General features: G+C 61.7%; 23 protein-coding genes and 1 riboswitch. Of the genes, 15 read left to right on the top strand and 8 right to left on the bottom strand.

What is annotated here, in order from left to right; all coding sequences use genetic code 11:
- Nucleotides 1-84: 84 nt before the first annotated feature.
- The 5 genes from IE093_RS03790 to IE093_RS03770 all read right to left on the bottom strand — a co-directional run bounded on the left by IE093_RS03790 (nt 85) and on the right by IE093_RS03770 (nt 6,716).
- Complete coding sequence (locus tag IE093_RS03790; protein ID WP_189466345.1) at nt 85-2,070, bottom strand: putative bifunctional diguanylate cyclase/phosphodiesterase; 1,986 nt, start codon at nt 2,068-2,070, stop codon at nt 85-87.
- Between the two features lie 281 nt (nt 2,071-2,351).
- Nucleotides 2,352-3,329: an alpha/beta hydrolase gene (locus IE093_RS03785; protein ID WP_229803214.1), complete on the bottom strand. Its 978-nt coding sequence runs from the start codon at nt 3,327-3,329 to the stop codon at nt 2,352-2,354.
- A 72-nt stretch (nt 3,330-3,401) separates the two neighbouring features.
- Nucleotides 3,402-3,704 carry a winged helix-turn-helix domain-containing protein gene (locus tag IE093_RS03780; RefSeq protein ID WP_189466341.1) on the bottom strand — a complete coding sequence of 101 codons (303 nt, stop codon included), beginning with the start codon at nt 3,702-3,704 and terminating at the stop codon, nt 3,402-3,404.
- A 238-nt stretch (nt 3,705-3,942) separates the two neighbouring features.
- Nucleotides 3,943-5,025 (bottom strand): PA0069 family radical SAM protein, encoded by a 1,083-nt coding sequence (locus IE093_RS03775; RefSeq protein ID WP_189466480.1) that lies wholly within the window; start codon nt 5,023-5,025, stop codon nt 3,943-3,945.
- Between the two features lie 83 nt (nt 5,026-5,108).
- A complete protein-coding gene (locus IE093_RS03770; protein ID WP_189466339.1) occupies nt 5,109-6,716 on the bottom strand; it encodes an OpgD/OpgG family glucan biosynthesis protein in 1,608 nt (535 codons plus the stop codon).
- Nucleotides 6,717-6,920: 204 nt separating this feature from the next.
- Between IE093_RS03770 and cobT the strand changes: the two genes are divergently transcribed.
- From cobT to IE093_RS03705, 13 genes are all read left to right on the top strand, one after another.
- Entirely contained in the window at nt 6,921-7,973 is a 1,053-nt protein-coding gene (gene cobT / locus IE093_RS03765) for a nicotinate-nucleotide--dimethylbenzimidazole phosphoribosyltransferase (RefSeq protein ID WP_189466478.1), read from the top strand.
- Nucleotides 7,970-8,947 (top strand): adenosylcobinamide-phosphate synthase CbiB, encoded by a 978-nt coding sequence (gene cbiB, locus IE093_RS03760; RefSeq protein ID WP_189466338.1) that lies wholly within the window; start codon nt 7,970-7,972, stop codon nt 8,945-8,947. The genes cobT and cbiB overlap by 4 nt, the downstream gene beginning before the upstream one ends.
- A gap of 34 nt (nt 8,948-8,981) precedes the next feature.
- Nucleotides 8,982-10,064 (top strand): threonine-phosphate decarboxylase CobD, encoded by a 1,083-nt coding sequence (gene cobD, locus IE093_RS03755; RefSeq protein WP_229803212.1) that lies wholly within the window; start codon nt 8,982-8,984, stop codon nt 10,062-10,064.
- Nucleotides 10,061-10,612 (top strand): bifunctional adenosylcobinamide kinase/adenosylcobinamide-phosphate guanylyltransferase, encoded by a 552-nt coding sequence (locus IE093_RS03750; protein ID WP_189466333.1) that lies wholly within the window; start codon nt 10,061-10,063, stop codon nt 10,610-10,612. The genes cobD and IE093_RS03750 overlap by 4 nt, the downstream gene beginning before the upstream one ends.
- Nucleotides 10,609-11,367, top strand: a complete 759-nt coding sequence (cobS, locus tag IE093_RS03745; RefSeq protein ID WP_189466331.1) for an adenosylcobinamide-GDP ribazoletransferase — start codon at nt 10,609-10,611, stop codon at nt 11,365-11,367. The genes IE093_RS03750 and cobS overlap by 4 nt, the downstream gene beginning before the upstream one ends.
- Nucleotides 11,319-11,957 (top strand): histidine phosphatase family protein, encoded by a 639-nt coding sequence (locus tag IE093_RS03740; protein WP_189466329.1) that lies wholly within the window; start codon nt 11,319-11,321, stop codon nt 11,955-11,957. The genes cobS and IE093_RS03740 overlap by 49 nt, the downstream gene beginning before the upstream one ends.
- A complete protein-coding gene (locus tag IE093_RS03735; protein WP_189466327.1) occupies nt 11,909-12,337 on the top strand; it encodes a bifunctional adenosylcobinamide kinase/adenosylcobinamide-phosphate guanylyltransferase in 429 nt (142 codons plus the stop codon). The genes IE093_RS03740 and IE093_RS03735 overlap by 49 nt, the downstream gene beginning before the upstream one ends.
- Before the next feature lie 33 nt (nt 12,338-12,370).
- Nucleotides 12,371-12,593, top strand: a riboswitch (cobalamin riboswitch).
- 113 nt (nt 12,594-12,706) lie between these two features.
- Nucleotides 12,707-14,536 carry a TonB-dependent receptor domain-containing protein gene (locus IE093_RS03730; RefSeq protein ID WP_189466325.1) on the top strand — a complete coding sequence of 610 codons (1,830 nt, stop codon included), beginning with the start codon at nt 12,707-12,709 and terminating at the stop codon, nt 14,534-14,536.
- A gap of 100 nt (nt 14,537-14,636) precedes the next feature.
- A complete protein-coding gene (locus IE093_RS03725) occupies nt 14,637-15,536 on the top strand; it encodes a cobalamin-binding protein (protein ID WP_189466324.1) in 900 nt (299 codons plus the stop codon).
- 34 nt (nt 15,537-15,570) lie between these two features.
- A complete protein-coding gene (locus tag IE093_RS03720) occupies nt 15,571-16,533 on the top strand; it encodes a FecCD family ABC transporter permease (RefSeq protein WP_189466476.1) in 963 nt (320 codons plus the stop codon).
- Nucleotides 16,533-17,300, top strand: coding sequence for an ABC transporter ATP-binding protein (locus tag IE093_RS03715; RefSeq protein WP_189466323.1), 768 nt, complete (start codon nt 16,533-16,535; stop codon nt 17,298-17,300). Before IE093_RS03720 ends, IE093_RS03715 begins: the two co-directional genes overlap by 1 nt.
- 19 nt (nt 17,301-17,319) lie before the next feature.
- Nucleotides 17,320-17,931 (top strand): cob(I)yrinic acid a,c-diamide adenosyltransferase, encoded by a 612-nt coding sequence (gene cobO / locus IE093_RS03710; RefSeq protein ID WP_189466320.1) that lies wholly within the window; start codon nt 17,320-17,322, stop codon nt 17,929-17,931.
- 11 nt (nt 17,932-17,942) lie between these two features.
- Nucleotides 17,943-19,388, top strand: a complete 1,446-nt coding sequence (locus IE093_RS03705; RefSeq protein WP_189466474.1) for a cobyric acid synthase — start codon at nt 17,943-17,945, stop codon at nt 19,386-19,388.
- 99 nt (nt 19,389-19,487) lie between these two features.
- Here IE093_RS03705 and IE093_RS03700 read toward each other — a convergent pair whose 3' ends face one another.
- On the bottom strand, nt 19,488-20,288 hold the full coding sequence (locus IE093_RS03700; RefSeq protein WP_189466318.1) for a glycerophosphoryl diester phosphodiesterase: 801 nt from the start codon (nt 20,286-20,288) through the stop codon (nt 19,488-19,490).
- A 185-nt stretch (nt 20,289-20,473) separates the two neighbouring features.
- Between IE093_RS03700 and IE093_RS03695 the strand changes: the two genes are divergently transcribed.
- The gene (locus IE093_RS03695) at nt 20,474-21,040 is read left to right on the top strand and encodes a hypothetical protein (RefSeq protein ID WP_189466316.1); all 567 of its coding nucleotides are present in this window, start codon (nt 20,474-20,476) and stop codon (nt 21,038-21,040) included.
- Nucleotides 21,041-21,070: 30 nt separating this feature from the next.
- Here IE093_RS03695 and IE093_RS03690 read toward each other — a convergent pair whose 3' ends face one another.
- Entirely contained in the window at nt 21,071-21,634 is a 564-nt protein-coding gene (locus IE093_RS03690) for a polymer-forming cytoskeletal protein (RefSeq protein WP_189466314.1), read from the bottom strand.
- Between the two features lie 170 nt (nt 21,635-21,804).
- Between IE093_RS03690 and IE093_RS03685 the strand changes: the two genes are divergently transcribed.
- Complete coding sequence (locus IE093_RS03685; RefSeq protein WP_189466312.1) at nt 21,805-22,368, top strand: bactofilin family protein; 564 nt, start codon at nt 21,805-21,807, stop codon at nt 22,366-22,368.
- Nucleotides 22,369-22,503: 135 nt separating this feature from the next.
- Here IE093_RS03685 and kduD read toward each other — a convergent pair whose 3' ends face one another.
- On the bottom strand, nt 22,504-23,256 hold the full coding sequence (kduD, locus tag IE093_RS03680) for a 2-dehydro-3-deoxy-D-gluconate 5-dehydrogenase KduD (RefSeq protein WP_189466310.1): 753 nt from the start codon (nt 23,254-23,256) through the stop codon (nt 22,504-22,506).
- Nucleotides 23,257-23,336 lie beyond the last annotated feature (80 nt).

Here is a 23,336-nt window from a genome sequence, read left to right as displayed (position 1 = left end):
GCCGCGGTTTCCTGTGACTGTCTTCGAGTGGGGCGCTGAGTGGCGACAGGATATATAGGGGCTGTCGTGGGGAGATCAGCCGGTTTAGGCCTCGGCCTCGTCAATATCGCCGCGGTATTCCAGGGGAGCCCAGAGTCCGCCTTGAAGGATATCGCAGCCTTTATGGCGCAGAAGGATCGCTTGCTCCCGAGTTTCCACACCGCTGGCGACGACCTGAAGCCCCAGTTCATGGGCCATGATGATGAGGCTACGCACGATCGCCCGGCAATGGGGATTGTCGGTGACACCTTCGATCAGGGTCTTGTCGAGCTTGATGGTATCGACTGGGAAACGATGGAGCTGCGTCAATACCGAATGACCGCTACCGAACTCGTCGATGGCCAGTCTCACGCCCATGCCCTTGAGGCCGCACAGGATGTTGCTGGCTCGCTGGGGGTCGCTCATCAATACGCTTTCGGTCAGCTCGATCTCCAGCATCCTGCCTGGCAGGCCGCTCTCGGCTAGTGTATCCGCGACCTTGTCGACGAGGTCGTCACGCAGCAACTGCGCGGTGGCGATGTTGAGATTCATCTTCAGGCCGACCCCCGAGTCCAGCCAACTTCGCCCTTGCCGACAGACTTTTTCCAACACCCATTGGCCGATGGAGGCGGTCAGGCCGGCTTCTTCGGCTGCACTTACGAGCTGCTGTGGTCCCATCAGGCCGAACCGTGGCGAGTTCCAGCGCGGCAGCGCTTCCACCGCCATTACCTGGCTGGTTTGTGCGCAAACCAGCGGTTGGTAGACGAGTTCCAGTTCTCCACGTGGAAGGGCTTCGCGTAATGCGCCACGCAAGGCGATGCGGTTCGGTTCATTGCGCTGCAGTTCCGGTGTGAAGACTTGGTACTGGCGGCTTCCACTACGCTGCGCTTGCCGCAGGGCAAGGCTTGCGTTGCGAATCAGCTCATGGACCGTGCGGCCGTGGTCGGGGAACAGGCTGATGCCGACACTGCAACTGGCGAATACCTTGTGACCCGCCAGTTCCACCGGCTCGCTGGTCCAGATCAGCAGCCGTTCGACGATCGGTTGGATATCTTCGGCTTTGGCAAGATTCGGCAGTATCACCAGCATCTCGTCGCTGCCCAACCGGCTGACGACTTGGCCCTGACGTAGGCAGCGCTTGATGCGTTGCGCGGTGCGGTGCAGGAAGTAGTCGCCCATGTCGAGCCCTAGCGAGTCGTTGATCGACTGTAGCCGGTCGACATCGATGTGTAGCACAGCGGTTCTTTGCGCACTATCCGTCTTGTTGGCGATGATCTCCGCCAGGCGGTTCTGGGCGTATTGCCGATTCGGCAGTCCGGTCAGCACATCATGCCCAGCATGATCGGCGAGTTCCGCCAGCATGTCGTGACATAGCTGCTGGGTGGCGTTGAGAGCATGCTCGGCCTTGGCGCGGCATGCCGATTCGTGGCGTAGCACTTGGGCCTGTTGCTGGAGACGGGTAACTTCGCGCAGCCGTTGGTGAGGGGGCAACAGGCAATAATCTTCGGCCGGCAAGACATGGGAATGGAGGTCGCATAGGGCATCGAAGTCCGCCCTGTCGTTGGTCTCGTGGAAGTTGGCCATGGAATAGGCGCACAGTAGCGACATCGACAACCGATGGCAGGCCTCGTGCCAGAGCTCTTCCAAGCGTATTGCCGCCTTGGCGTTGCCGGCTGCGCAGAGCAGGTCGACGAGTTCGCCGAACGTGCGGACGGGGCGATGATCGTGCGATAGGGAGCCGATTCTGCCCAGCAGGTGGCGCTCGAACAAGGTTTCGTCGGGCATGCCATCTCGCATGATGGCGTCGAGTGTGGTGTGGGCGTCGAAGGTGGTAAGCCGGTTGCTGGCCATTGCCGAGCGGGTGTCCAGCCCCTTGGCCTCCAACCGCTGCATGACGGCATCGAGGTGAGTCGCGGTCAATATCACCAGCAGCCGTTCGCCGGTTTGAGCACCGGCATACAGATAGTCGGCTACCACATCGGCAAGAAAGTCATCGTCCGTGTAGAACTGGACGATATGGTCATGGGCTTGGCACTGGGCTGCTACTTGCATGCTGTATCCTTCTACATGTAAGCATTTCTTGTATTGTAATAATCAGCCACACTTTATTAGTGGTTCTTTATGGAGACTGGGACTGACTGTGAGAGCATGTCTTCAGAACCCGAACCTTTTTCTTTATCACGGGCTTCTCGGACTGTCAAAGCGACCGCCAGGGGCAGTTTTTTGCTTTATGTCACAGTCGGTGCACATTTCTTGCGCAGTTTCTTCGGCTTAGCGGCGCCAGTCTTTTCCCCACTACAAAGGCGGAAGACGAAAGTGCGAAAGAAACCATGCTAGGGGTTGCAAAGACGTCGCCTGGCCTCGACGGGTGTCACCTCATGGTGTGATGGCAGAGGAGCCTCGGGGTCGAGAAGCCAACTGGCGATATCGGCATGGGTTTGGTCACGGCCGGTATAGCGCGTCAACATGTGGTAGCCGGCAGGGTAGAACACCATGCGCCAAGGGGTGGTTTTGGCGTCTGTCAGGCGTTCGAGCATGATGCAGATCGCTTGGGGGGGAATGACCTGGTCTTCTCCGCCGTAGAGAATCAGGGCCGGGCCAGTGAGTCGCGAAGCGGCGCGCAGCGCGTTGTCCATCATTCCCGTGAGAGCATACACGGTATCGACCCGGGCGCTGCGCAAGATCAGCGGGTCCTCGGCCAGGCGCCGCTTGATCTCGGGGTCGTCGGTGGGTTCGATGCCAAGGCGCTGGGTCATGCGGGCCGAGAAGGTGGTGGAGGGAATCAGGCGGACCCCGAGCCACAGCCCTAGGCGATGGTACCAGGGCATGGCACTGCGGCCCCATATGGCCGGTGAGATCAACACGCTACCGTCGACCGGCGGCTGGTCGTCGCCAGCCATGGTCAGCATGACCACGGCGGCCCCCATACTCTTGCCGACCAGATACAGTGGCGTTTGCGGGTAACGCTCGCGTAGCAGACGTGCAATGGTGGCGACGTCCCCGGTTAGCCGGTCCTCGCCCGGCCACAAGCGACGTTGCGCGGTGGTGCCGAAACCTCGCTGGTCGTGTGCATAGACCTCGATGCCATGTTCCGTGAGCGAGTCGGCCAGGATCTCGAAGCTGCCACCGTGATCATTGAAGCCATGCACGGCCAGTACCACCGCGCGTCTAGTGCCTTTTGCCGACCAGTGTCTGAGCGGCAAGCGGTAACCGTCGTTGGCGATCACGTGGAAGCTTTCCAGGCTGGCGGCAGCGGCGCCTGGCCCTGGTTCCTGAATGACAACATGGTTGCCGCATCCGGTAAGCGGCATGGCCAGCAACATGAGGGACAATAATGCGATCAGCGGGCGGTCCATGAGACGAGCATAGCGAATCGCGAATGTTCAGGGGTAACCCAGCGAATCCTTGATATGTGTCAAGTGATGCATGATCCAGCGGCGATTGATGGCTCCCCAGTCGCGAATCACGTAGCGACCGATATTGTTCGGTGCCCCAGGGTGACGCTCGAACTCGCAGACGATATCCAGTTCGGCCAGGGAGTGAATGGTGTCCTGGGCGGTACGCCTTGGCATGCCGGTGGCTTCGGTCAAGGCGGGGACGCTGGTGGCGACGCCAGTATCGATCAGGTAGGCCACATAGAGGCGGCGATAGAAACTGGATTTGGTCTTGCTGAGCTTGCCGGCCATGATGTGACTCCCCGGAAGAGGCGTGATGATGCCATCTTACCCGAAGGAAACGCTGAATAAATCGACGAGCGTCATCAAGCGCAAGGCGCCCGGAGCACAGAACCGAGCGCAGCGACAAACATCCGAAGGATGGCCCCGAAGGGGCGAGAAACCGCAGGTTTTGAGTCAACCGGAGCCTATGGAGTATTTGTGAGGCTTCCGCGCACCGCGCAACGCAGCGATTGAGTCGCGCAGGCATTTATTCAGTATTTCCGAACAAATCGCCTTGAGCGCGAGGAGGACGAAAGCCACTGCAATCCAGCCCCGTTTCAGCCCGACCCTGCATGCCCAGGCGACGGCTGGCCTTGGTGAAGCGCTGGGCCAGCAGGTCTGCGAACACGCCCTCGCCGCGCATGCGTTTGCCGAAGCGCGAGTCATAGGTTTCACCGCCTCGACACTGACGCATCAGGCTCATCACCTTGGCCGCACGTTCAGGGTAGTGGGTGACCAGCCAGTCTTCGAACAGTGGCGCGACTTCCAAAGGCAGTCTCAGCAGCATCCAGGCCGCACTTCGGGCGCCGGAACGACTGGCAGCTTCCAGCAGGTGTTCCAGCTCGTGGTCGTTGAGGCCGGGTATCACGGGGGCGATCAGGGTACCTACCGGCACGCCGGCGGTATTCAGCTCACGCATCACCTTGAGGCGTGCCTGGGGCGAAGCGGTACGTGGCTCCAGTGTGCGCTTGAGCTCGTTGTCGAGACTGGTCAGGCTGATGAAGACACGCACCAGGCGTCGTTCGGCCATGGCCGCGAGCAAATCCAGGTCGCGCAGGATCAATGCGCTCTTGGTCACCAGGGTGACTGGATGCCGACATTCCAGCAGCAACTCGAGGATTGCCCGAGTGGTGCGGCGTTCGGCTTCCAGGGGTTGGTAGCAATCGGTGTTGCCGGACAGATTGATCGGCCGGCAAACATAGCCGGGTTTGCAGAGTTCCTCGCGTAACCGTTCCACCAGTCCGGTACGGGCGATCAGCCGCGTTTCGAAATCGAGCCCGGGGGACAGATCCCAGTAAGCGTGGCTTGGCCGAGCGTAGCAGTAGATACAACCGTGCTCACAACCGCGGTAGGGGTTGAGCGAGCGATCGAAGGGAAGGTCTGGCGAGCGGTTCCATGACAGGGCGCTTTTGGTCGCTTCGTCACGCACCTCGGTGGCGATGCGTGATGGTGTCTCGTCCTGCCACCAGCCATCGTCGATGGCCTCGCTTGCCGTGGGCGCGAAACGATTGTGCGGGTCATAGGTGGCGCCACGTCCCTTGCGTGGCGTGGAAGGGTGGCGAATGGTCATGGGCACGATAACTCTATACTGTATTTATGTACAGTATAGAATGAGTGGCCGTGGCTGCAAGCTGATCCATCCACCGTGATCGACTACAGATGGCCGGGATTATGCAGCTCACGCTCACTGGCAGGCGGTGGGGTCCATTGATAGATCCAGGTTTCGGTCAGCGGCCTGTCTCCCGCCTTGAGATAGAGGCGTAGGTTGATGGGTTCGGTGCTATCGTCCGGTGGCACGACATCGAACCGTGCCCGGTAGCCCTGAATCGAGTCGAGTGGCCGTGCCGAGACTATCTCGATTCGGCCCGAGGAATGACTGATGACCGGCTGGACGGTGACATTCTCATCCTCGTCGAAGGGAAAGGGGCCACCTTTGAAATCGACCACGAAACGCCAACTGAAATATTCCCGGCGTTGCCCGACGACGCCGCCAAGGCCGGTACGTGTGGCGACACAGTGCGCCAACTCCGGCTCGGCAGGTGGGAGGCCGCGCCAGTAGATGCGATAGCCGAACAGCATCTCGCTGTCGGGCTCGACGGGAGCGGCTGGGTTCCAGAAAGCCACGATGTTGTCGAAGGTCTCGTCGAGGGTGGGTATTTCCACCAGTTGAATCGAGCCCGGCCCCCACTCGGCCTTGGGCTCGATCCAGACGCTTGGGCGGCGATCGTAGAAAGCGCCGTCGTCCTGATAGTGATCGAAGTTGCGGTCACGCTGGATCAGGCCGAAGCCGAAAGGGCTGTCGTCGCTGTAGGCGTTGAACCGGAGATTGCGGGGATTGGTCAGTGGACGCCACAGCCATTCGCCATCACCCGTATGCATGGAGAGGCCATCGGAGTCGTGGATCTCCGGTCGCCAGTCCCAACTCGCCTCCTGATCATTTTCACCCACCATGTACATGCTGGTCAGCGGGGCGATGCCCAGGCGTTCTATCGCCTTGCGTGGATAGAGCGCGGCGTCCACGTCCATGGTTACGCCGTCGCTGTTGGTGATCGCGAAGCGGTAAGCACCGGTGATGCTGGGCGAGTCGAGCAGGGCATAGACATTGACGACTTCGCTGTCGGCTTGTGGACGTTCGAGCCAGAAGCGCGTGAAGTCGGGGAATTCCTCGGGTCTGCCCATGGCGGTATCGATCGCCAGGCCGCGCGCCGACATGCCGTATTGAAGCGACTTGTCGACCGCGCGGAAATAACTGGCACCGAGAAAAGCGGCGATATCGCGTTTCCAGTCATCATGATGATGTATACGAAAACCTGCGAATCCCAGATCCTTGGGAAGTGCCTGTCCCGAGATTCCCGACTGGCCGTAATCGAACATCGCTGGGTGGTAGGCCAGCTCCTGTGCTTTGCCGTCGACGATTTCGTAGATCCTGACCGGTTTCTTGAAATAGAGGCCCAGATGGAAGAGCTGTACGCGGAAGCGTGACCGCTCCTCATCGGCCCATAGCGCATGTTCTGGCCGGAAGGTGATGGACTGGTATTCATCCCAGGTCAAGCCCTGCAACTGTTGCGGAAGATCGGCTACGGGTGATTGATAGCCCTGCTGCGACAGGTTCCTGGCCAGCCCCTTGAGCCAGGCATAATCGAAGGGTTCGCGGGAGCCGATGGGCCGGGGCTGGCCTTCGACGGCGGCGAAGAGGGAGGAAAGAGGCAGAAAGGCACTGCCCAGCGCACTCGTGGCTTTCAAGAAGTCGCGTCGATTCACGGTTGTCTTTTCCTTGACGTTGTCAGCTCCAATCAATTTAGGGAAGCAATAGCAAAAAAGTTCAATAATCCTCAAGTCGCTGCACGTCGTGTGGCAAGGTGCCGCACCTCGTCGAGGCATGGTGAATCTTCTTTGCTACCATTGGCGTCTTTCCACGGGGCTGTTCATGAAAAGCCCCGAGCAGATAAGCCAGGAGCGGCCGTGCTGAACGATACCTTAGCCAGGATCACTGGGCCTGATCGAGAAATCGGTCGTCGGGTCACCGCGTATCTCGATACCTTGACCAAGCCCCCGGGTAGTTTGGGACAACTGGAAGCTCTGGCCGTGGAGCTGGCGGCCATGACCGGCGAGGATTTCCCTCGGGTGACGCCGCCTGGTGTCCTGGTCTTTGCCGCCGATCATGGCGTGGCCGCCGAAGGGGTGTCGGCCTTTCCTCAGGAGGTTACCGCGCAGATGGTGGCCAATTTTGCGGGAGGAGGAGCCGCCATCAATGTCTTCGCACGACAGATCGGAGCGCGTCTTGAGGTCATCGATGTGGGAGTGGCCACGAAGCTGGTGGTGCCGGATGTCGTGCACGAGAAGGTGCGCCCCGCAACGGCCAACTTCATCGACGCCGACGCCATGACGCGCGACGAGGCAGTGCAGGCTATCGAGGTGGGTATTCGCGCTGCGAGCCGGGCAGTCGATGCCGGTTGCCGCTGCCTGATCGTCGGTGAGATGGGCATTGCCAATACCACCGCCAGCAGCGCCGTACTGGCGGTATTGAGTGGCGAGCCGGTGGCTGGGCTGGTGGGGCCGGGAACCGGTATCGAGACGTCGCGGCTGGCGCACAAGCGAGCGGTGATCGAGCGCGCCATCGCTGCGCGTCGACCGCAAGCCGACGATCCGATGGAGGTATTGGCCAAGCTTGGCGGGTTGGAGATCGCCGCCATGGCTGGCGCCTACCTGGGCGCTGCGGCACGTCGTGTGCCGGTGCTCGTCGACGGCTTTATCGCCACGGTGGCGGCACTAGTGGCGTGCCGGCTATGTCCCGCCGCACGCAGCTTCATGATCTTCGGCCATCGCTCCTGTGAGCCGGGTCACGATATCGCTCTGGCGGTACTGGATGCCAAGCCACTGCTCGATCTGGCGTTGCGCCTGGGAGAGGGTACCGGCGCGGCCCTGGCCTTTCCATTGCTGGAGGCGGCGACACGCATGCTGGTCGAAATGGCAACCTTTGCCTCGGCAGGGGTCGTCTCCGGCGAGCCAGGTGAATGAACTTCGAGCCACTATCGCTTTGGGGAATGTCGCTGCTGCTGGCGGCGATCGTTCTGGACTTGATGGTCGGTGACCCGCGCTGGATTCCGCATCCCGTGGTGGGCATGGGCAGGCTGATCGCCACCCTGGAACGTACCTGGAACCGTGGAACCTCACGGGCACGACGCTGGAAGGGCGGCCTGTTGACTGGCGTGGTGGTGCTTGGTGTCTACGGGATCGTCTGGGCAGTGATCGCGGGGGCTTCGCGGTTGCACCCGTGGCTGGGGCTGGCGGTCGAACTGTGGCTGCTAGCCTCCGCGTTGGCTATCAAGGGGCTGCGCGATGCCGCTGTCACTGTCGCCGGCCCCTTGGTGCATGGTGATCTCATGGCAGCCAGGCAGGCGCTGTCGATGATCGTTGGCCGCGACACCCAAGAGCTGAGCGAGGCCGAGGTGACACGCGGTGCGGTGGAGACGGTGGCCGAGAACACCGTCGACGGCATTACTGCGCCACTGTTCTGGGCTCTGTTGGGTGGGGTGCCGCTGGCGCTGGCCTACAAGGCGGTCAATACCCTGGACTCCATGGTCGGCTATCGTAACGCCCGCTACGCCGATTTCGGTTATACCTCGGCGAAGCTGGACGATCTGGCCAACTGGCTGCCGTCGCGCCTGACCGCGCTGTGTCTGTGGGTTGCCGCGCTGGCGATACCCGGATCAAGGCGGTGGGGGGCTCTGGCCGGTACCTGGCGTGACGCCCCGCGTCACCCGAGCCCCAATGCCGGCTGGCCCGAGGCGATGATGGCATGGCTGCTTGGCGTACAACTTGGCGGCACCAACACCTATGCCGGCCAGCCTTCGCACCGGGCGCGATTAGGCGAGCCACTCGAACCTCTGAATGGTGGGCATATCGCACGAGCCGTCCGGCACATGCATGGTGGCTGGATCGTCTTCGTCATGCTGTTGGGGATAGTTGCCCTGGTGGTTGGAGGACGTTGATGCTGACGATGAGACAATGGCGGAGGAAGTGACGATGCAGTGGCCCAGTCACGGGGGACGCCCTAAGCAAGTGCTGTCCCGTTTCAACCTGGACGAAGGCCGGGATGTACTGGATTTCAGTGCCAATATCAATCCGCTGGGGCCGCCGGCCTGGCTCAGGGAGCGATTGGTCGACGAATTGCAGGGGGTGGCAGCCTACCCCGACCCGGACTATGGCGAGGTGCGCCGGGTTATTGCCGAAGCCGAAGGCATCTCGCTTTCCCAGGTGCTGCCGACCAACGGCGGCGCGGAAGCGATCTTCCTGGCGGCGGCCTTGTGTGCCGGTAAACGGGCGGTCATCGTACAGCCGACCTTCGGCGAGTATGCCCGGGCCTGCAGCCACTATGGGCTCATGGTGAGCGATATTCACCTTGATCCGCTCGGTTTTTCGCTGAACGAGTCGGGTGCCGTGAACGCCATGCATGAGGCCGACGTGGTGTTCCTGTGCCGGCCCAACAACCCTACCGGCACCTTGGTCGAGTGCGCACTGATCGAGCGCATGCTGGAAGCGGGGAAGCGCCGAGGTAGCAACTTGGTAGTGGATGAGGCGTTCGTCGACTTTCTCGCCGACCCCGCCGAGCGGCTGACGTCGCTGCTGGAGCGCCATTCCAACCTGATCCTGCTGCGCTCGCTGACCAAGCTGTACGCCATTCCTGGGCTGCGGCTCGGCTATCTGCTGGCCAGCCCCGAAACGGTGCGCCGAGTGGCCGCAGTGCAGATGCCATGGAGCGTGAACGCGCTTGCCGCTGCCTTGGTCGAGCCGCTGCTGTCGGATGAGGGTTTTGTGACCTGCACTCACGCCTGGTTGCAAGAGGAGTTGCCACGCATGAGCGAGGCATTGGCAGCTCTCGGGTTCCAGGTAGTGCCCTCGCGGGTCAATTTCCTTTTGTTTCAGGACGCTCGACGCCCGGGGGAAACGGATGCCTTGTTCGAGTTCTTGCTGCGCAAGCGGGTTCTGGCGCGCCATACCCATAACTTTCCTGGCTTGGACGGTGCCTGGCTGCGAGTCGCGATTCGCTCCGCGTCCGACAACGATTGCCTGATCGAGGCGCTAACGGCCTGGAGGCAGCAGGAATGATCGCCTTCGTCAGCGGTGGCGCGCGTTCGGGCAAGAGTGCACAGGCCGAAGCCCTGGCCATGCGCTGGCACCGGGCCAGGGGTGGTCGACTTTACTACCTGGCCACCGCCAGGGCCACGGATGGCGAGATGATCAGGCGTATTTCCCGCCACCGCGAGACACGCGGTTCAGGGTGGACGACCCTGGAGGAGCCGGTGGACCTGATGGCAGCTCTCGACCAGGTGGTGCCCGGCAGTACGCTGCTGCTCGACTGTTTAACGCTGTGGGCCAGTCAGGTGCTCTACGGCAGTGGCCTGGATGAGCGACAAGGGCTGGCCATGATCGACACCATGCTGTCACGGGCCAGGGCCCGCAATATCGCCCTGGTAGTGGTTTCCAACGACGTCAACGAAGAAGTGCCGCCGCGTGATGCCGAGGTCAGGCGCTATCTCGCCTTTTTGCAGCGGCTGCATCGTCGCGTGGCTCATGAGGCCGAGCTGGCGATTCAGGTCGTGGCCGGACTCCCTATGTACTGGAAAGGAAGTGGCAAAGAAGGGGAGGCCCAATGAGAGACGCCGGCTACGGTTCGCTACTGGCACTGCAATTCCTGACCCGCCTGCCGGTGCCGGTCCAGTGCCCGTGGAATGCTGATACCAGCCGCTGGGCGGTGCGTTGCTACCCACTGGTGGGGCTGCTGTTGGGTGGCATCCTGGCACTTTCCGGCCATCTGCTTGGTGCCTGGCTACCACAAACGCTACTGGCGCTGACCCTGCTTAGCCTGTGGGTCGCGCTGACCGGGGGGCTGCACCTCGATGGCCTGATGGACGTGGCCGATGCTCTGGGCAGCAACGCACCACTAGAACGTCGTTGGGCGATCATGAAGGATCCGCACGTAGGCAGCTTCGGGACCATAGCCCTGGTGTTCCTGCTGTTGTGGAAGGGGGCGCTGTTACTGGCACTGTTGGATGCGGGCGTGAACCTGGCCGTGTTGGCCGTGACACTGGCGCTGGCCCGCTTCGGAGCCGTAGTCCTACTGGTATTGGCGCCGGCGGCACGGCCCGAGGGCATGGCCTGGACCTGGAAGCGGCATCTTGCGCATCGCGATCTGCTACTGGCGCTGTGGCCGCTACCGCTGTGCTTCTGGCTGCTGCCGGGTTGGCTGCTGCTATTCGCCGCACTGGTTCCGTTTCTATTGCTGTATGGCTGGATCATGACCCGGGCGTTCAAAGGCATCAACGGTGATATCATCGGTGCCGCTATCGAAGGAGGAGAATTATGGCTGCTGCTGGTCGCCTGGATCTGGTGGTCGTCCGCCATGGGCTAACCGCCTGGAACCGCGAGCGACGCTATCAGGGACATCGCGACATTCCGCTGGTGCCGGAGGCGTATTCGGCGCTGGCCATGTTGCGCGACGACCTGCCTCGTTTCAACTTCGATGCGGTGCACTGCAGCGACCTGACACGCTGTCGCCAGACGCTCGAGTTCCTCCTCAAAGAGCGCAAGGAGCCTACCAAGCCACGTTTCGATGCTCGGTTACGCGAACTCGACTTCGGTGATTACGAGGGCAAGTGCTACGACGAGCTCAAGGACCTGCCGGCCTACCGCGCCTGGATCGAAAGCCGCGGCGAGCAGGCCCCGCCTGGGGGCGAATCGACGGCGGCACTGCGCAAGCGCCTCGAGGCTTGGTTGTCCGAACTGTTCGACGAAGCCGGAGAGAAGGAGTATCGCGAGGTGCTGATGGTGACGCATGGCGGCGTGATTCGCGAATTGCGTCGTCGCTTCGAAGTCATCGACTTCTGGGAAGGTAGCGTCGGCCAGGGCGAGGGACGGCGGCTGACCTTTCTTCATCGACACGGAGACTGGCAATGCAGCTCTTCATCGGCGGTGCCTATGCCGGCAAGCGCGCGGCGGTAAGGCAGCGCTTCGACTCGCCGCGTTGGCATTCGGCTTATGACGGAAAGAGTCTCGACGCGTGGCGCTCCGCCGTCGAGGAGGGGCGTAGCCTGGTGCTCGAGGGATGGGAATTGTGGCTGGAGGCCGAGTTGGCATGCGAGCCCGACAACGACCGGATCAGGTCGCGCATGTGCGACGAATTGGAAGCGATCCGTGCGCTGGAAGATGCCCTTGGCCCGCGGATCGTACTGATCATGCTGGAGATGGGGCGTGGCATCGTGCCAATGGACGCCGACGATCGCCGGCTGCGTGATCTGGCTGGCTGGCTCGCCCAGGACGCCGCTACTCACTGCGAACAGGTCTGGTATGTCTGGCATGGCCTGGCAAGGCCCCTGGCATAAGCCATCCGCGTTGACCTTTCCCCAGGGCGTTGCTAGCTTACGCCTACTCTCAGGTGCTGGCGGAGCAAGCTTCGCCAGTTAAACGGGAAGTCGGTGAATCAATCCGACGCTGCCCCCGCAACGGTGATCGAGTCAAGACAACCCTTCACGCCACTGTGCCTGCTCAGGCATGGGAAGGCGGTTGTCCGTAAGCGTGACGTTCTCAAGCCCCGCTACGCTCGTCAGCCCGGAGACCGGCCTGGAGAAGCATGCTTGGTTGCGGTGGGCGACCCAAGGGCAGGGCGGGACTCCGGCATTTCGTTTCCCCTTACCCTTCTCGCCGCACCGGGCCATTCAATAGAACCCGTGCGGGTGAGCAAGGGGAGCATCATGCAGACGATCACCATGCGTCAGTGGGGACTGGCCGCCTTGTGTCTGGGGGCCGTGCCACTAGCCGCCCAGGCCCAGACCGGCGATGAAGACGCTGATAGCGACGCTTCGCTTTATCTCAATCCACTGGTCGTTACCGCCACCCTGGCGCCGCGTACCGCCAATGAATCCCTTGCTTCCGTCACCGTTATCGATGAGGAAACCCTGCGCCGCCAGGATCCCGTCAGCATCACCGACATATTGCGCGGCCAGCCCGGGGTGGATGTATCCACCAACGGCTCCTTCGGCAAGAACAGTAGCGTCTTCATGCGTGGCACCAATAGTGACTCCACCGTGCTGATGATCGACGGTATCCGGTTGCGTTCGGTAACGCTAGGAACACCTGCCTGGCAGTTCCTCGATCCGCGCATGTTCCAGCGTGCCGAGATCGTACGCGGCCCGCGCGGAAGCTTGTATGGTGCCGACGCGGTGGGCGGCGTGGTGCAGCTATTCACGCCCGAGGGTGAGGGCGGACCCAGCCCGAGCATTTCCGTTGGTGGCGGTTCCTTCGACTCCCAGCGTTATAGTGCCACGCTTTCCGGCAGCAGTGGCGGCACCCGCTACAGCTTCGCTGGCAGTCGTTTTTCCACCGATGGCACGGAGGTCGTGCGTGAAGAGGGCGACAAGGGCTATGACAACACTACTGGCTTCGTGCGGCTGTCACATACCTTCGACGGTGGTGCCGAGCTCGGTGTGCTGGGGCTACGGGCACGAGGCAATACCGGGTTTGTTGGTGGGGAAACCGATTTCGTCCAGCAGGTGGCTGGCGTTTATGGGGAACTGCCGGTGACCGGGAATTGGCGTAGCCGCCTGACACTCAGCGAAGCGCGGGATGAGAGTGACAACATCGATGTCTTTGGCGACTCCATCATCGATACCCGAACCCATACCGCACGTTGGGAGAATACTGTCGATATTGGTTCCCACGAGTTGATTGCTGGTGCCGAATACAGCAAGGATGAGGTCTCCGGGACCACTGACTACGATCAGGATAGTCGCGACAATACCGCCGTCTTCGCCCAGGGGGTGCTCGATTTCAGTCCGTTCGCGGTTCAGTTGAGTCTACGCCATGATGACAATGAAGCGTTTGGCGAAGAAACGATCGGTAGCCTGGCGCTGGGTTATGACCTGGATAATCATCACACCCTGCGCACCAGTTATGGTACAGCCTTCAAGGCGCCCACCTTCAATCAGCTCTTCTTTCCCGGATTCGGCAACCCGGAACTCGAGGCCGAGACTTCCGAGACATTCGAAGTGGGTATGCGTGGCCAGTACCGACTCCTGTTCTGGGATTTGGCGGCCTACCAGACCAATGCCGAGAACCTGATCGCCAATGAATTCGTCAATGGCCTCTTTGCTCCCTTTAACGTGGATGAAACACGCATTCGTGGCGCCGAGTTTTCTGCTGGTACTGAGCTCGACGACTGGACCTTGCAGGTGGCGCTGACTTACACCGACCCGGAAGATCGTGAAACCGGCAAGCGTCTGCGGCGGCGCGCGTCGCAGAGCCTGCGTTTGGACATCGACCGCGAACTCGGCGACTGGTCGCTGGGCGGTTCCTGGATCGTACAGAATCATCGCTACGAAGATGCCGACAATGAGGAGCGTCTGCCCGGCTTCGGGCTGGTCAACCTACGTGCCGGCTGGCAGTTCGCGCCGCTGTGGTCGGCTCGGTTGACGGTGGAGAACGTGCTGGACAAGGAGTACGCCACGGCCAGGGACTTCAGAGGCAATGACTTCATCAACGCCGGTCGCGCCGCCTTCGTCAGCGTTCGCTTTGGCGCCCAGTAATGCGTAGCATTTGTCTGTTCCTGATGTGCGTGCTGTGGCCAATACTGGCTACAGCCAGCAGTGTGGTCAAGTGAACGGCCAGAGTAAGGGCAAAGGCACAATGAAGGCGGGCATCGGAAGACGTTTGTGGGGGGCGGGGGTAGCGTTGTTGTTTAGTGTCGCTGCGACTCCGGTATGGGCCGAGACCTGCGTCATCGACGATGCCGATCGTGAGGTATGCCTGGCGCAGCCGGCAAGCCGCATCGTGGCCCTATCGCCCGGGGCCACGGAGTTGGTCTTTGCCGCGGGTGCCGGCGATCAGGTGGTCGGCGTGGTCAGTTTCAGCGACTACCCGCCTGAGGCAAAGCAGCGACAGAGCGTGGGCAGCCATACGCGGCTGGATCTCGAAACCGTGCTGTCGCTGGAGCCTGACCTGTTGGTGGGGTGGGTGACCGGCAACCCCCACGAGCAGCTCGAAAAACTCCAGCGCCTGGGGATGTCGCTGTATCTCAGTGAGCCGCGTCGTTTCGAGGAAGTCGCTACCTCGCTGGAACGCTTGGCCACACTGGCCGGTACCCGCGAGCGCGGACAGGTTGCGGCCGATGAGTTCCGTGCCGGTGTGGGCGAGCTGCGCGAGCGATATGCCGACGCATCACCGGTACGGGTCTTCTACCAGGTCTGGGACGAGCCGTTGATGACGGTCAACGACGAGCACCTGATCAGCCAGGCCATATCACTTTGCGGTGGCAAGAATGTGTTTGGCGAGTTGCCGCGATTGGTACCGCGTATCGGCGAGGAGGCGGTGTTGGCTGCTGACCCCGAGGCGATCGTCGCCGGCGGCATGGGCGAGGAGAACCGTGATTGGCTGGATGACTGGGAGCGTTTCGAGGAACTGAATGCGGTACGCCGGGACAACCTGTTCTTCGTGCCGCCGTCGCTGATCCAGCGGCCTACTCCCCGCCTGCTGGAAGGTACCCGAATTCTTTGCGATCACCTGGAGACGGCACGTGGCCGCCACTGACCCGACGTCGCCGACCTGGCTAGCGGCCGGTCGGATGCGACGCTTGCCGCTGGCGCTGCTGGTCATGGTGGCGCTGGCATCGCTGTTGCTGGCGGTGGGGATGGGCAGCGTGACCATTTCCCCGCAGGCGTTGTGGGCGGTGCTCACGGGGCAGGGCGACCCCCTGCATCGGACCTTGATCTTCGAGTTGCGCCTGCCGCGAGCCCTGGCGGCCTTCGGTACCGGTGGCTTGCTGGCCGTGGCCGGGGCGCTGATGCAGGTACTGCTGCGCAATCCGCTGGCAGATCCTTATGTACTGGGGGTCTCGGGTGGGGCGGCCGTGGCGGCATTGGCGGCCATGCTGGCCGGGCTCGGCGGCGTCGCAGTGTCCGGTTCGGCCTTCGTCGGTGCGCTGGCCTCGACCCTGCTGGTCTTCGGACTGGCCCATGGCACGGGTAGCTGGACGCCGACCCGCTTATTGTTGACCGGGGTGGTGGTCGCCGCTGGCTGGGGAGCGATGATCACCTTTATGCTCTCGGTGGGGCCGACCGAGAAATTGCCCGGCATGCTCTACTGGCTGATGGGCGATCTGGCCTATTCGCGTGGTCCCTGGCCGGCACTTGGCCTGCTGGTGATCATCTGGCTGGCGTTGGTGCCGCTCGCTCGCAGCCTCAACGTGCTGGCGCGTGGCCCCTTGCAAGCCGCGGCCTTGGGGGTGGCGGTGCAGCCGCTGGAAGGAGCGGTATACGTCATGGCCAGCTTGTTGACGGCGGTGGCGGTGACCACCGCTGGCAGCATTGGCTTCGTGGGCCTGGTGGTGCCGCACATGCTGCGCCTGGTGCTGGGCAACGACCAACGTGTGATCCTGCCGGCTTCGATCCTCGCCGGCGGTACCCTGCTGACCCTGGCCGATACCTTGGCGCGGATTCTGATCGCGCCGGAGCAGTTACCGGTGGGCGTGATCACTGCGTTGCTGGGAGTGCCGACCTTCCTCTATCTGCTTTATCGGAGTCGCTGATGAGTGTGCTCGAGGCCAGCGGGCTGGTGATCGATGTGCCGGGGCGCAAGGATGGCCGGCCACTCGACTTCGCCATCGAGCCGGGACAGTTGTGGGGTGTGCTGGGCCCTAACGGTGCCGGCAAGACCACGCTGCTGCATACCCTGGCCGGGCTTCGAGCGCCGCGCCAGGGACAGGTGCTGCTGGATGGCGAGTCGATCGCGCGGCTGCGACGTCGCCATCTGGCGCAAGCGCTGGGTGTGATCTTCCAGGAGCGGCAGGACGGGTTCCCGGCCACGGTGCGTGAAACCGTGTTGATCGGCCGTCATCCCTTTCTTTCCCCCTGGCAGCAGGAAGGCGCCGAAGACCTTCGTTTGACTGAGGCGGCCCTGACCCGGCTCGAGCTCAATGACCTGTCGGAACGGCTGGTGAGTCAGCTTTCCGGTGGCGAGCGCCAGCGGGTGGCGATCGCCACCACCTTGACTCAGGCGCCGAGGCTGTGGCTTGCCGACGAACCCACCAACCATCTCGATCTGCGCCATCAGGTGGCGGTGATGAGCTTGCTCGCCGAACAGGCACGTAACGGCCGTGGTGTGCTGCTGTGCGTGCATGACCTCAATCTTGCGGCACGTTGGTGCGACCACCTGTTGCTGCTCTATCCCGACGGTGAGGCTTGTTGGGGGGCAGCGAAAGATATGCTGGTGCCCGAGGCGCTGGAGCGTCTGTACGACCAGCCCTTGATGGTTGCCGAGGTGAACGGCGCTCGGGTTTTTGTTCCGTCAAACTGACGACAGGAGAGAGTAAAGGATGCGCGATAATGCCAAGGATCCCCAACGCCATGCCCAACGTATGGCACGTAAACAGAAGGTCATGCATGAACGTATGTCCCGAGCCCAGAAGGATCAGGGGGTGCTGCTGGTTCTCACCGGCCCCGGTAAGGGCAAGAGCAGTTCCGGTTTCGGCATGCTGGCCCGAGCCTTGGGGCATGACATGAAAGTGGGCGTGGTGCAGTTCATCAAGGGCAAGTTCCGCACCGGCGAGGAAGCTTTCTTCCGTCGCCTTCCGGAAGTGGACTACCACGTGATGGGCGAAGGCTATACCTGGGACACCCAGGACCGCGAACGTGACATCGAGGCCGCCGAGGCCGCCTGGAAAGAAGCCCGGCGCATGCTCGGTGACGACACCTACGACCTAGTGCTGCTCGACGAGTTGAACATCGCCCTGCGCTACGAGTATCTGGATCTCGACCAGGTACTCGATGACCTCGAGGCTCGCCCGGAGATGCAGCATGTAGTGGTCACCGGTCGTTACGCGCCTCAGGCGCTGATCGATATCGCCGATACGGTGACCGAGATGGGCGTGGTCAAGCATGCCTTCAAGGACCAAGGAATCAAGGCCCAGAAAGGGGTCGAGTTGTGAGTCGTACCCTGATGATCCAGGGCACCACCTCGGATGCCGGCAAGAGCACCTTGGTGGCGGCGCTGTGCCGATGGCTGGCGCGACGTGGCGTGTCGGTGGCACCGTTCAAGCCACAGAACATGGCGCTCAACAGCGCGGTGACAGAGGATGGCGGCGAGATCGGACGCTCCACCGCGCTGCAGGCACTGGCCTGTGGCCTGGCCCCGCATAGTGACATGAACCCGGTGCTGCTCAAGCCGCAGAGCGACCGAGGTGCCCAGGTGATCCTGCGTGGCCGGGTGCACGGCAACATGGATGCCTTGGATTATCATGCCTTCAAGGCCGAGGCGCGCCACAGCGTGGTGGCGGCCTGGGAGGCACTGTCGAGCCGCTTCGACGTGATCGTTGCCGAGGGCGCGGGTAGCCCGGCGGAGATCAATCTGCGCGCGGGCGACATTGCCAACATGGGCTTTGCCGAGGCCGTCGACTGCCCGGTGTTGTTGGTGGGCGATATCGATCGTGGGGGGGTCTTCGCACAATTGGTGGGTACCCTGGAGCTGCTTTCCGAATCCGAGCGGGCGCGCACCCAAGGCTTCATCATCAATCGCTTTCGCGGCGACATTGCGCTGCTGGAGCCGGGGCTCGCCTGGCTCGCCGAACGTACCGGCAAGCCAGTGCTGGGGACCTTGCCCTATCTGCAGGGGCTGTTGCTGGATGCCGAGGACAGCGTGGGGCTGAGCGGCCGAGTGACGGGCGAGCCGGACTTGCGCGTTGTGGTACCGGCCCTACCGCGAATCAGCAATCATAACGATTTCGACCCGCTACGTTTGCATCCCAGGGTCGCGCTTTCTTTCGTTGGGCCGAATCAGAGGATTCCTCCTGCCGACCTGATCATCTTGCCGGGCAGCAAGAGCACCCGGGCCGATCTCGAATGGCTGCGCACACAAGGCTGGGAAACCGCCATCCAGCGCCATCTGCGTTATGGCGGTAAGCTGTTGGGCATCTGCGGCGGTTTCCAGATGCTCGGCCGGGCCGTGCATGACCCCGAAGGCCTTGAAGGCGAACCCGGTGGCACCCCGGGCCTCGGCCTGCTGGACTTTCATACCCGTATGGTAGCCGGCAAGCAGTTGCGCAATGTGCAAGGCGTACTGAATCCCGAGGGCGTGGCTGTGACCGGCTACGAGATTCACAACGGCGTGAGTGAGGGGGCGGCATTGGAGAATCCGCTCGTCATGCTGGACGGCCGAGCGGATGGTGCGGTCAGTGCTGATGGCCAAGTGATGGGCACCTATCTGCATGGGCTGTTCGATCGCCCCGAGGCGTGCCACGCATTACTGGCGCGCTGCGGCCTGGAAGACACCGGTGCGGCCGTGGATTACCAGGCACACCGGCTCCACGAACTGGATCGTCTGGCCGATACCCTGGACGCGCATCTGGATATGGCCTGGGTGTGTCGTCTGCTTGGCATCCCTGCCTGACGATACCTCTATCTATCCTTGGTTCAGGATTCGTGCATACCCACTCGACTCGCTGGTTTGCGGCGTGTCGGACACGTTATTCCGCCATCTTGATCTGGATCAAATCCGTTGTTGCGAGCTGTCGGGAAGGTGGTGTTCGAACAGCGAAGGGTCGTCACTGATCACCGAATCGACTCCCCACGGCCACAGGCGTGCGAAGGCGACGGGATCGTTGGCGGTATAGCAGAGCAACCGATAGCCAGCATCCTTGATCTCACGGGCGCGTTTTTCCTTCAGGCGACGCCAGTCGACGTGCAGGCTGTAAGCCTCGAGCCGCTCCGCCTCCTCATGCCATTGGCGTGTCGGTTTTTCATAAAGGATTCCCAGGCGCAGGCGCTGGGCATCGGGTTCTAGACCGCGCGCCGCCTTCAGGGCCTGCGAATTGAACGACGATACGATCAGACGTTCGGCGGGCAGGGCTCCCAGTGTCATGGGCAGCGCCGCGTCTACCAGCGCCTGGGCGTCACGACCACGGTTGACCTTGAGTTCGAGGTTAAGACCCATGTCCAGTTCGTTGAGCAGTTCTAGCATCTCAGCCAGGGTCGCCATGCGCTCGCCTTGAAAATCGGCACTGAACCAAGTGCCTACGTCCAAGGCCTTGGCCTTGGCGAGGTTGAGCTTGGCCAACTTGCCACGGCTATCCGAACAACGCCTGACGCCGTTGTCGTGCCAGATTACCGGTGTACCATCTCCCAGTAACTGAACATCGAGCTCGACCCATTGGCAGCCGACGCGATGGGCGGCCTTGACCGCAGCCAGGGTGTTCTCCGGCGCATGTGCCGAGAGACCGCGGTGGGCGACGGTATAGGGCAAGGGGCGAGGGGTTATCACTGGACTCAGGATGGGAGAAGTGTCTTGCATAGTGAAGCCCCGTATCGACGTTATGGAACCCTATGACGGCAGCATGCCGCATTTGTTGTCAAAAAGCATGACAAGGAAATGTGACGCCGGCATGACGATGCCGCAGCTTTCCTGAATTGTGCTAGGCTGCGCGCTTCCAAGGTGGCCTTCCCACCGAATGACGATCAATGTGAGGGGGAGTGCCCATGAGAGTGATCCATGTCAAAGCTGCTGACGAACGTGATGCTTGCCTGGCACGTTTGTGTGCGGAGGTTTATGGGCGGAAAGCCGGATTGATGCCATTGGTGAGCTTTGCCGGCACACGGCGGGTGCTATTCGCTCAGGAGGCCGCTCGCCTTTTGGCCTTGGTGGATGACGAGGGGACACCCAGCGCCCTGGCGTTGCTGGTGCTGGACGAGGCCGGTGCAGGCATGACGTTGGTGTTGTCCTGTTCGTTGTCGGGAGATCGCGAACCCGAACGTCGCCTGATCGGTGAACTGGCGTTCAAGGCTCCGCTGCGTGTCGAGGCCGTGGACCGGGATGCCGAGACCTTTTACCTGGGATGCGGCATCACCCGCTGGTTCGCGGGCCGAGAGGGTAAGCGCATCGGCCTGGGGGTGAAGCACCCAGCGGGTAGCGCCAAGGAACTCACCGATACGCTCGGTTTCGACGAGCAGACCGTGTTGCGCAACCTCAAGCATGACCCCAAGGGCTTCGAGGAAGAGAAACAGCGCTTCGTGGAGGGCTTGGCGGCCTTTCCCGAACGGCTATAGCCGCCAATAGCGATCGACTTTATTGGGCCACTACTGGCGGCCGGTGATGTCGCCCCGCAGCTTGGCCCCCGCTTCACAACTGATCCGCTCAGCGGCAATGGTGCCGCTGAAGCGCGCATTCGAAAGCAGCTCCACCCTTTCATCGGCGTGCAGCCTGCCCGTCATGCTGCCGTCGACAATGATGGTATGCGCCTTGATGGTGTCGGTTACCGTGCCGGGCTCGGCAATCACCACGTCGTGGTGTTTGGCCGTGATTGTCCCGCTGATAGTTCCCATGATGATTAGCGATTCCTCCGCGAATATCTCGCCAGAGATCCGAATAGAGGGGCCAACCCGACTTCCCTGCGGTGTCATTCCGGCTACAGGATGCGACTCATCTTGAGGCGTGTAGGGAAAGAAATGAGTGCTGTGATGCGGCTTACTGACGCCCCCCGAAAATGCCCTATCATTGGCAGGCGATTCCACCGGCTGCTGTAGACCAAGGGGCTCATGAAGAGGTCGTTTCGCGCGTTTCGCCACCCGCCATTTGCCGTCCAACACAATGATCAGGATGGCCACCACCCCCAGCAGCATCAACCATCCGCCTTGCTCCATGCGCCCCCCTTATCTGTCACTGTGATTGGCATTATACTTCGCTAACACCTTATGGAATATGTATTCCTTGCCTTTTGTGAAATGTTCCTGAACTTTCGGCCATTTCCTCCATAACCCCAAGTACGGCGGCGCCGAATACAACTATCAGTAAAACCCAGGGAAGCTTCATCATGTTCAGCAAGCCAAGAAAAACGAGTGCATCCACCAATCACGTTGTGTCGTCTCCCTTGACGGACATACCGCCACATTCCCATGAAGAGGTGTCCGAAGCGGGAAATTCTGCTCGGAGTATCGCCAAAATAGGTTCAACGACATGTGTCAATGGTGACATCGTCGGTGAAGAAAATCTGATGATCGAAGGCCAGGTGAACGGGACTATCGAGTTCAAGCACAACACAATCACCATCGGTAACGAAGGAGATGTGCAGGGGGATGTGTTTGCCCACACTCTCTACGTCGCGGGGAAGGTGGAAGGTCGCTTGATCGCCGCCCACAAGGTCACGATTCGTCACAGTGCACAGGTCACCGGCACTATCATTTCACCGTGTCTCGTCCTGGAGGATGGTGCCATCTTTCATGGCAGTATCGATATGGATCCCGATAATCAGATATTGACCGGTGCGTTTGGCTCTTCTGAAGTCAGTGAAAGCTCACTTAGCAGTCTGCCAGCGGAGGACACATCGATCATGGAGGACCAGACAGCACAAGAAAAAAATCACGAAGACGTCTCGTGATTGGCTTCCGGCGCATTGGCCGGCAAGAATGTGCAGTCTTGCTGGTGACGGGGAGGCTCGTTCTCCATGGGCGGACTACTGTCTGACCAACTGCTCGAGCCTGCCGGAATTGCGATGGCGTCTTCGTCCCTTGTCTCAACGAGCCAGCCAGCCGCCATCCACCGCCAGGGCATGGCCGTGAACATAATTCGCAGCGTTCGAGCACAGGAAGACCACCGCACCGGCAAGGTCTTCGGGACTGCCCCAGCGCCCGGCGGGAATACGCCCCAGGATTTCAGCACTACGTTGCTCGTCTTCGCGCAGGGCCTGGGTGTTGTCGGTGGCCATGTAGCCAGGAGCAATGGCATTGACGTTGATGCCGTAAGCCGCCCACTCGTTGGCCAGTAGCCGGGTCAGGCCAAGAATGCCGCTTTTGCTGGCGGTGTAGGAGGGCACGCAGACCCCTCCCTGGAACGAGAGCACCGACGCGATGTTGACGATCTTGCCGCCCGCCCCGCGCTCGACCAGATGACGGGCGACCTGCTGGGACAGGAAGAATGCCGCCTTGAGGTTAACGTCGATTACCGCATCCCAGTCGTTCTCGCTGAACTCCAGTGCCGGCGCACGACGGATAGTGCCGGCGTTGTTGACCAGAATATCCAGCTTGCCCGCCTGGGCCAGGGCACGTTCGACGATCGCGTCTTCCTTATCTCGACCCAGCTCGGCTTCGACGCCATGGAAATTCCGACCGAGTGCTTCGACGCGGTCACGTGTTTTTTCGGCTGAGCTGCGGCTGACGCCGACGATATCGGCGCCGGCCTCTGCCAGCGCCACGGCCAGGGCCTGACCGAGCCCCTTGTTGCACCCGGTGACCATGGCGACTTGGCCTTCGAGTGAAAATAAGTTCATACAACGCTCCTTGGTGCGGGATTTTTCGTGGCGATACCTGCCCAAGCGTAGATCAGGCATTCCCGCAACGGGAACTAAAC

The sequence above is a fragment of the Litchfieldella qijiaojingensis genome (genome assembly GCF_014651875.1).
In the GTDB taxonomy this organism is placed as follows: Bacteria; Pseudomonadota; Gammaproteobacteria; order Pseudomonadales; family Halomonadaceae; genus Litchfieldella; species Litchfieldella qijiaojingensis.
The sequence above is the reverse complement of the archived record's forward strand: the minus strand, read 5'-3'. Positions and strand labels throughout refer to the sequence as shown.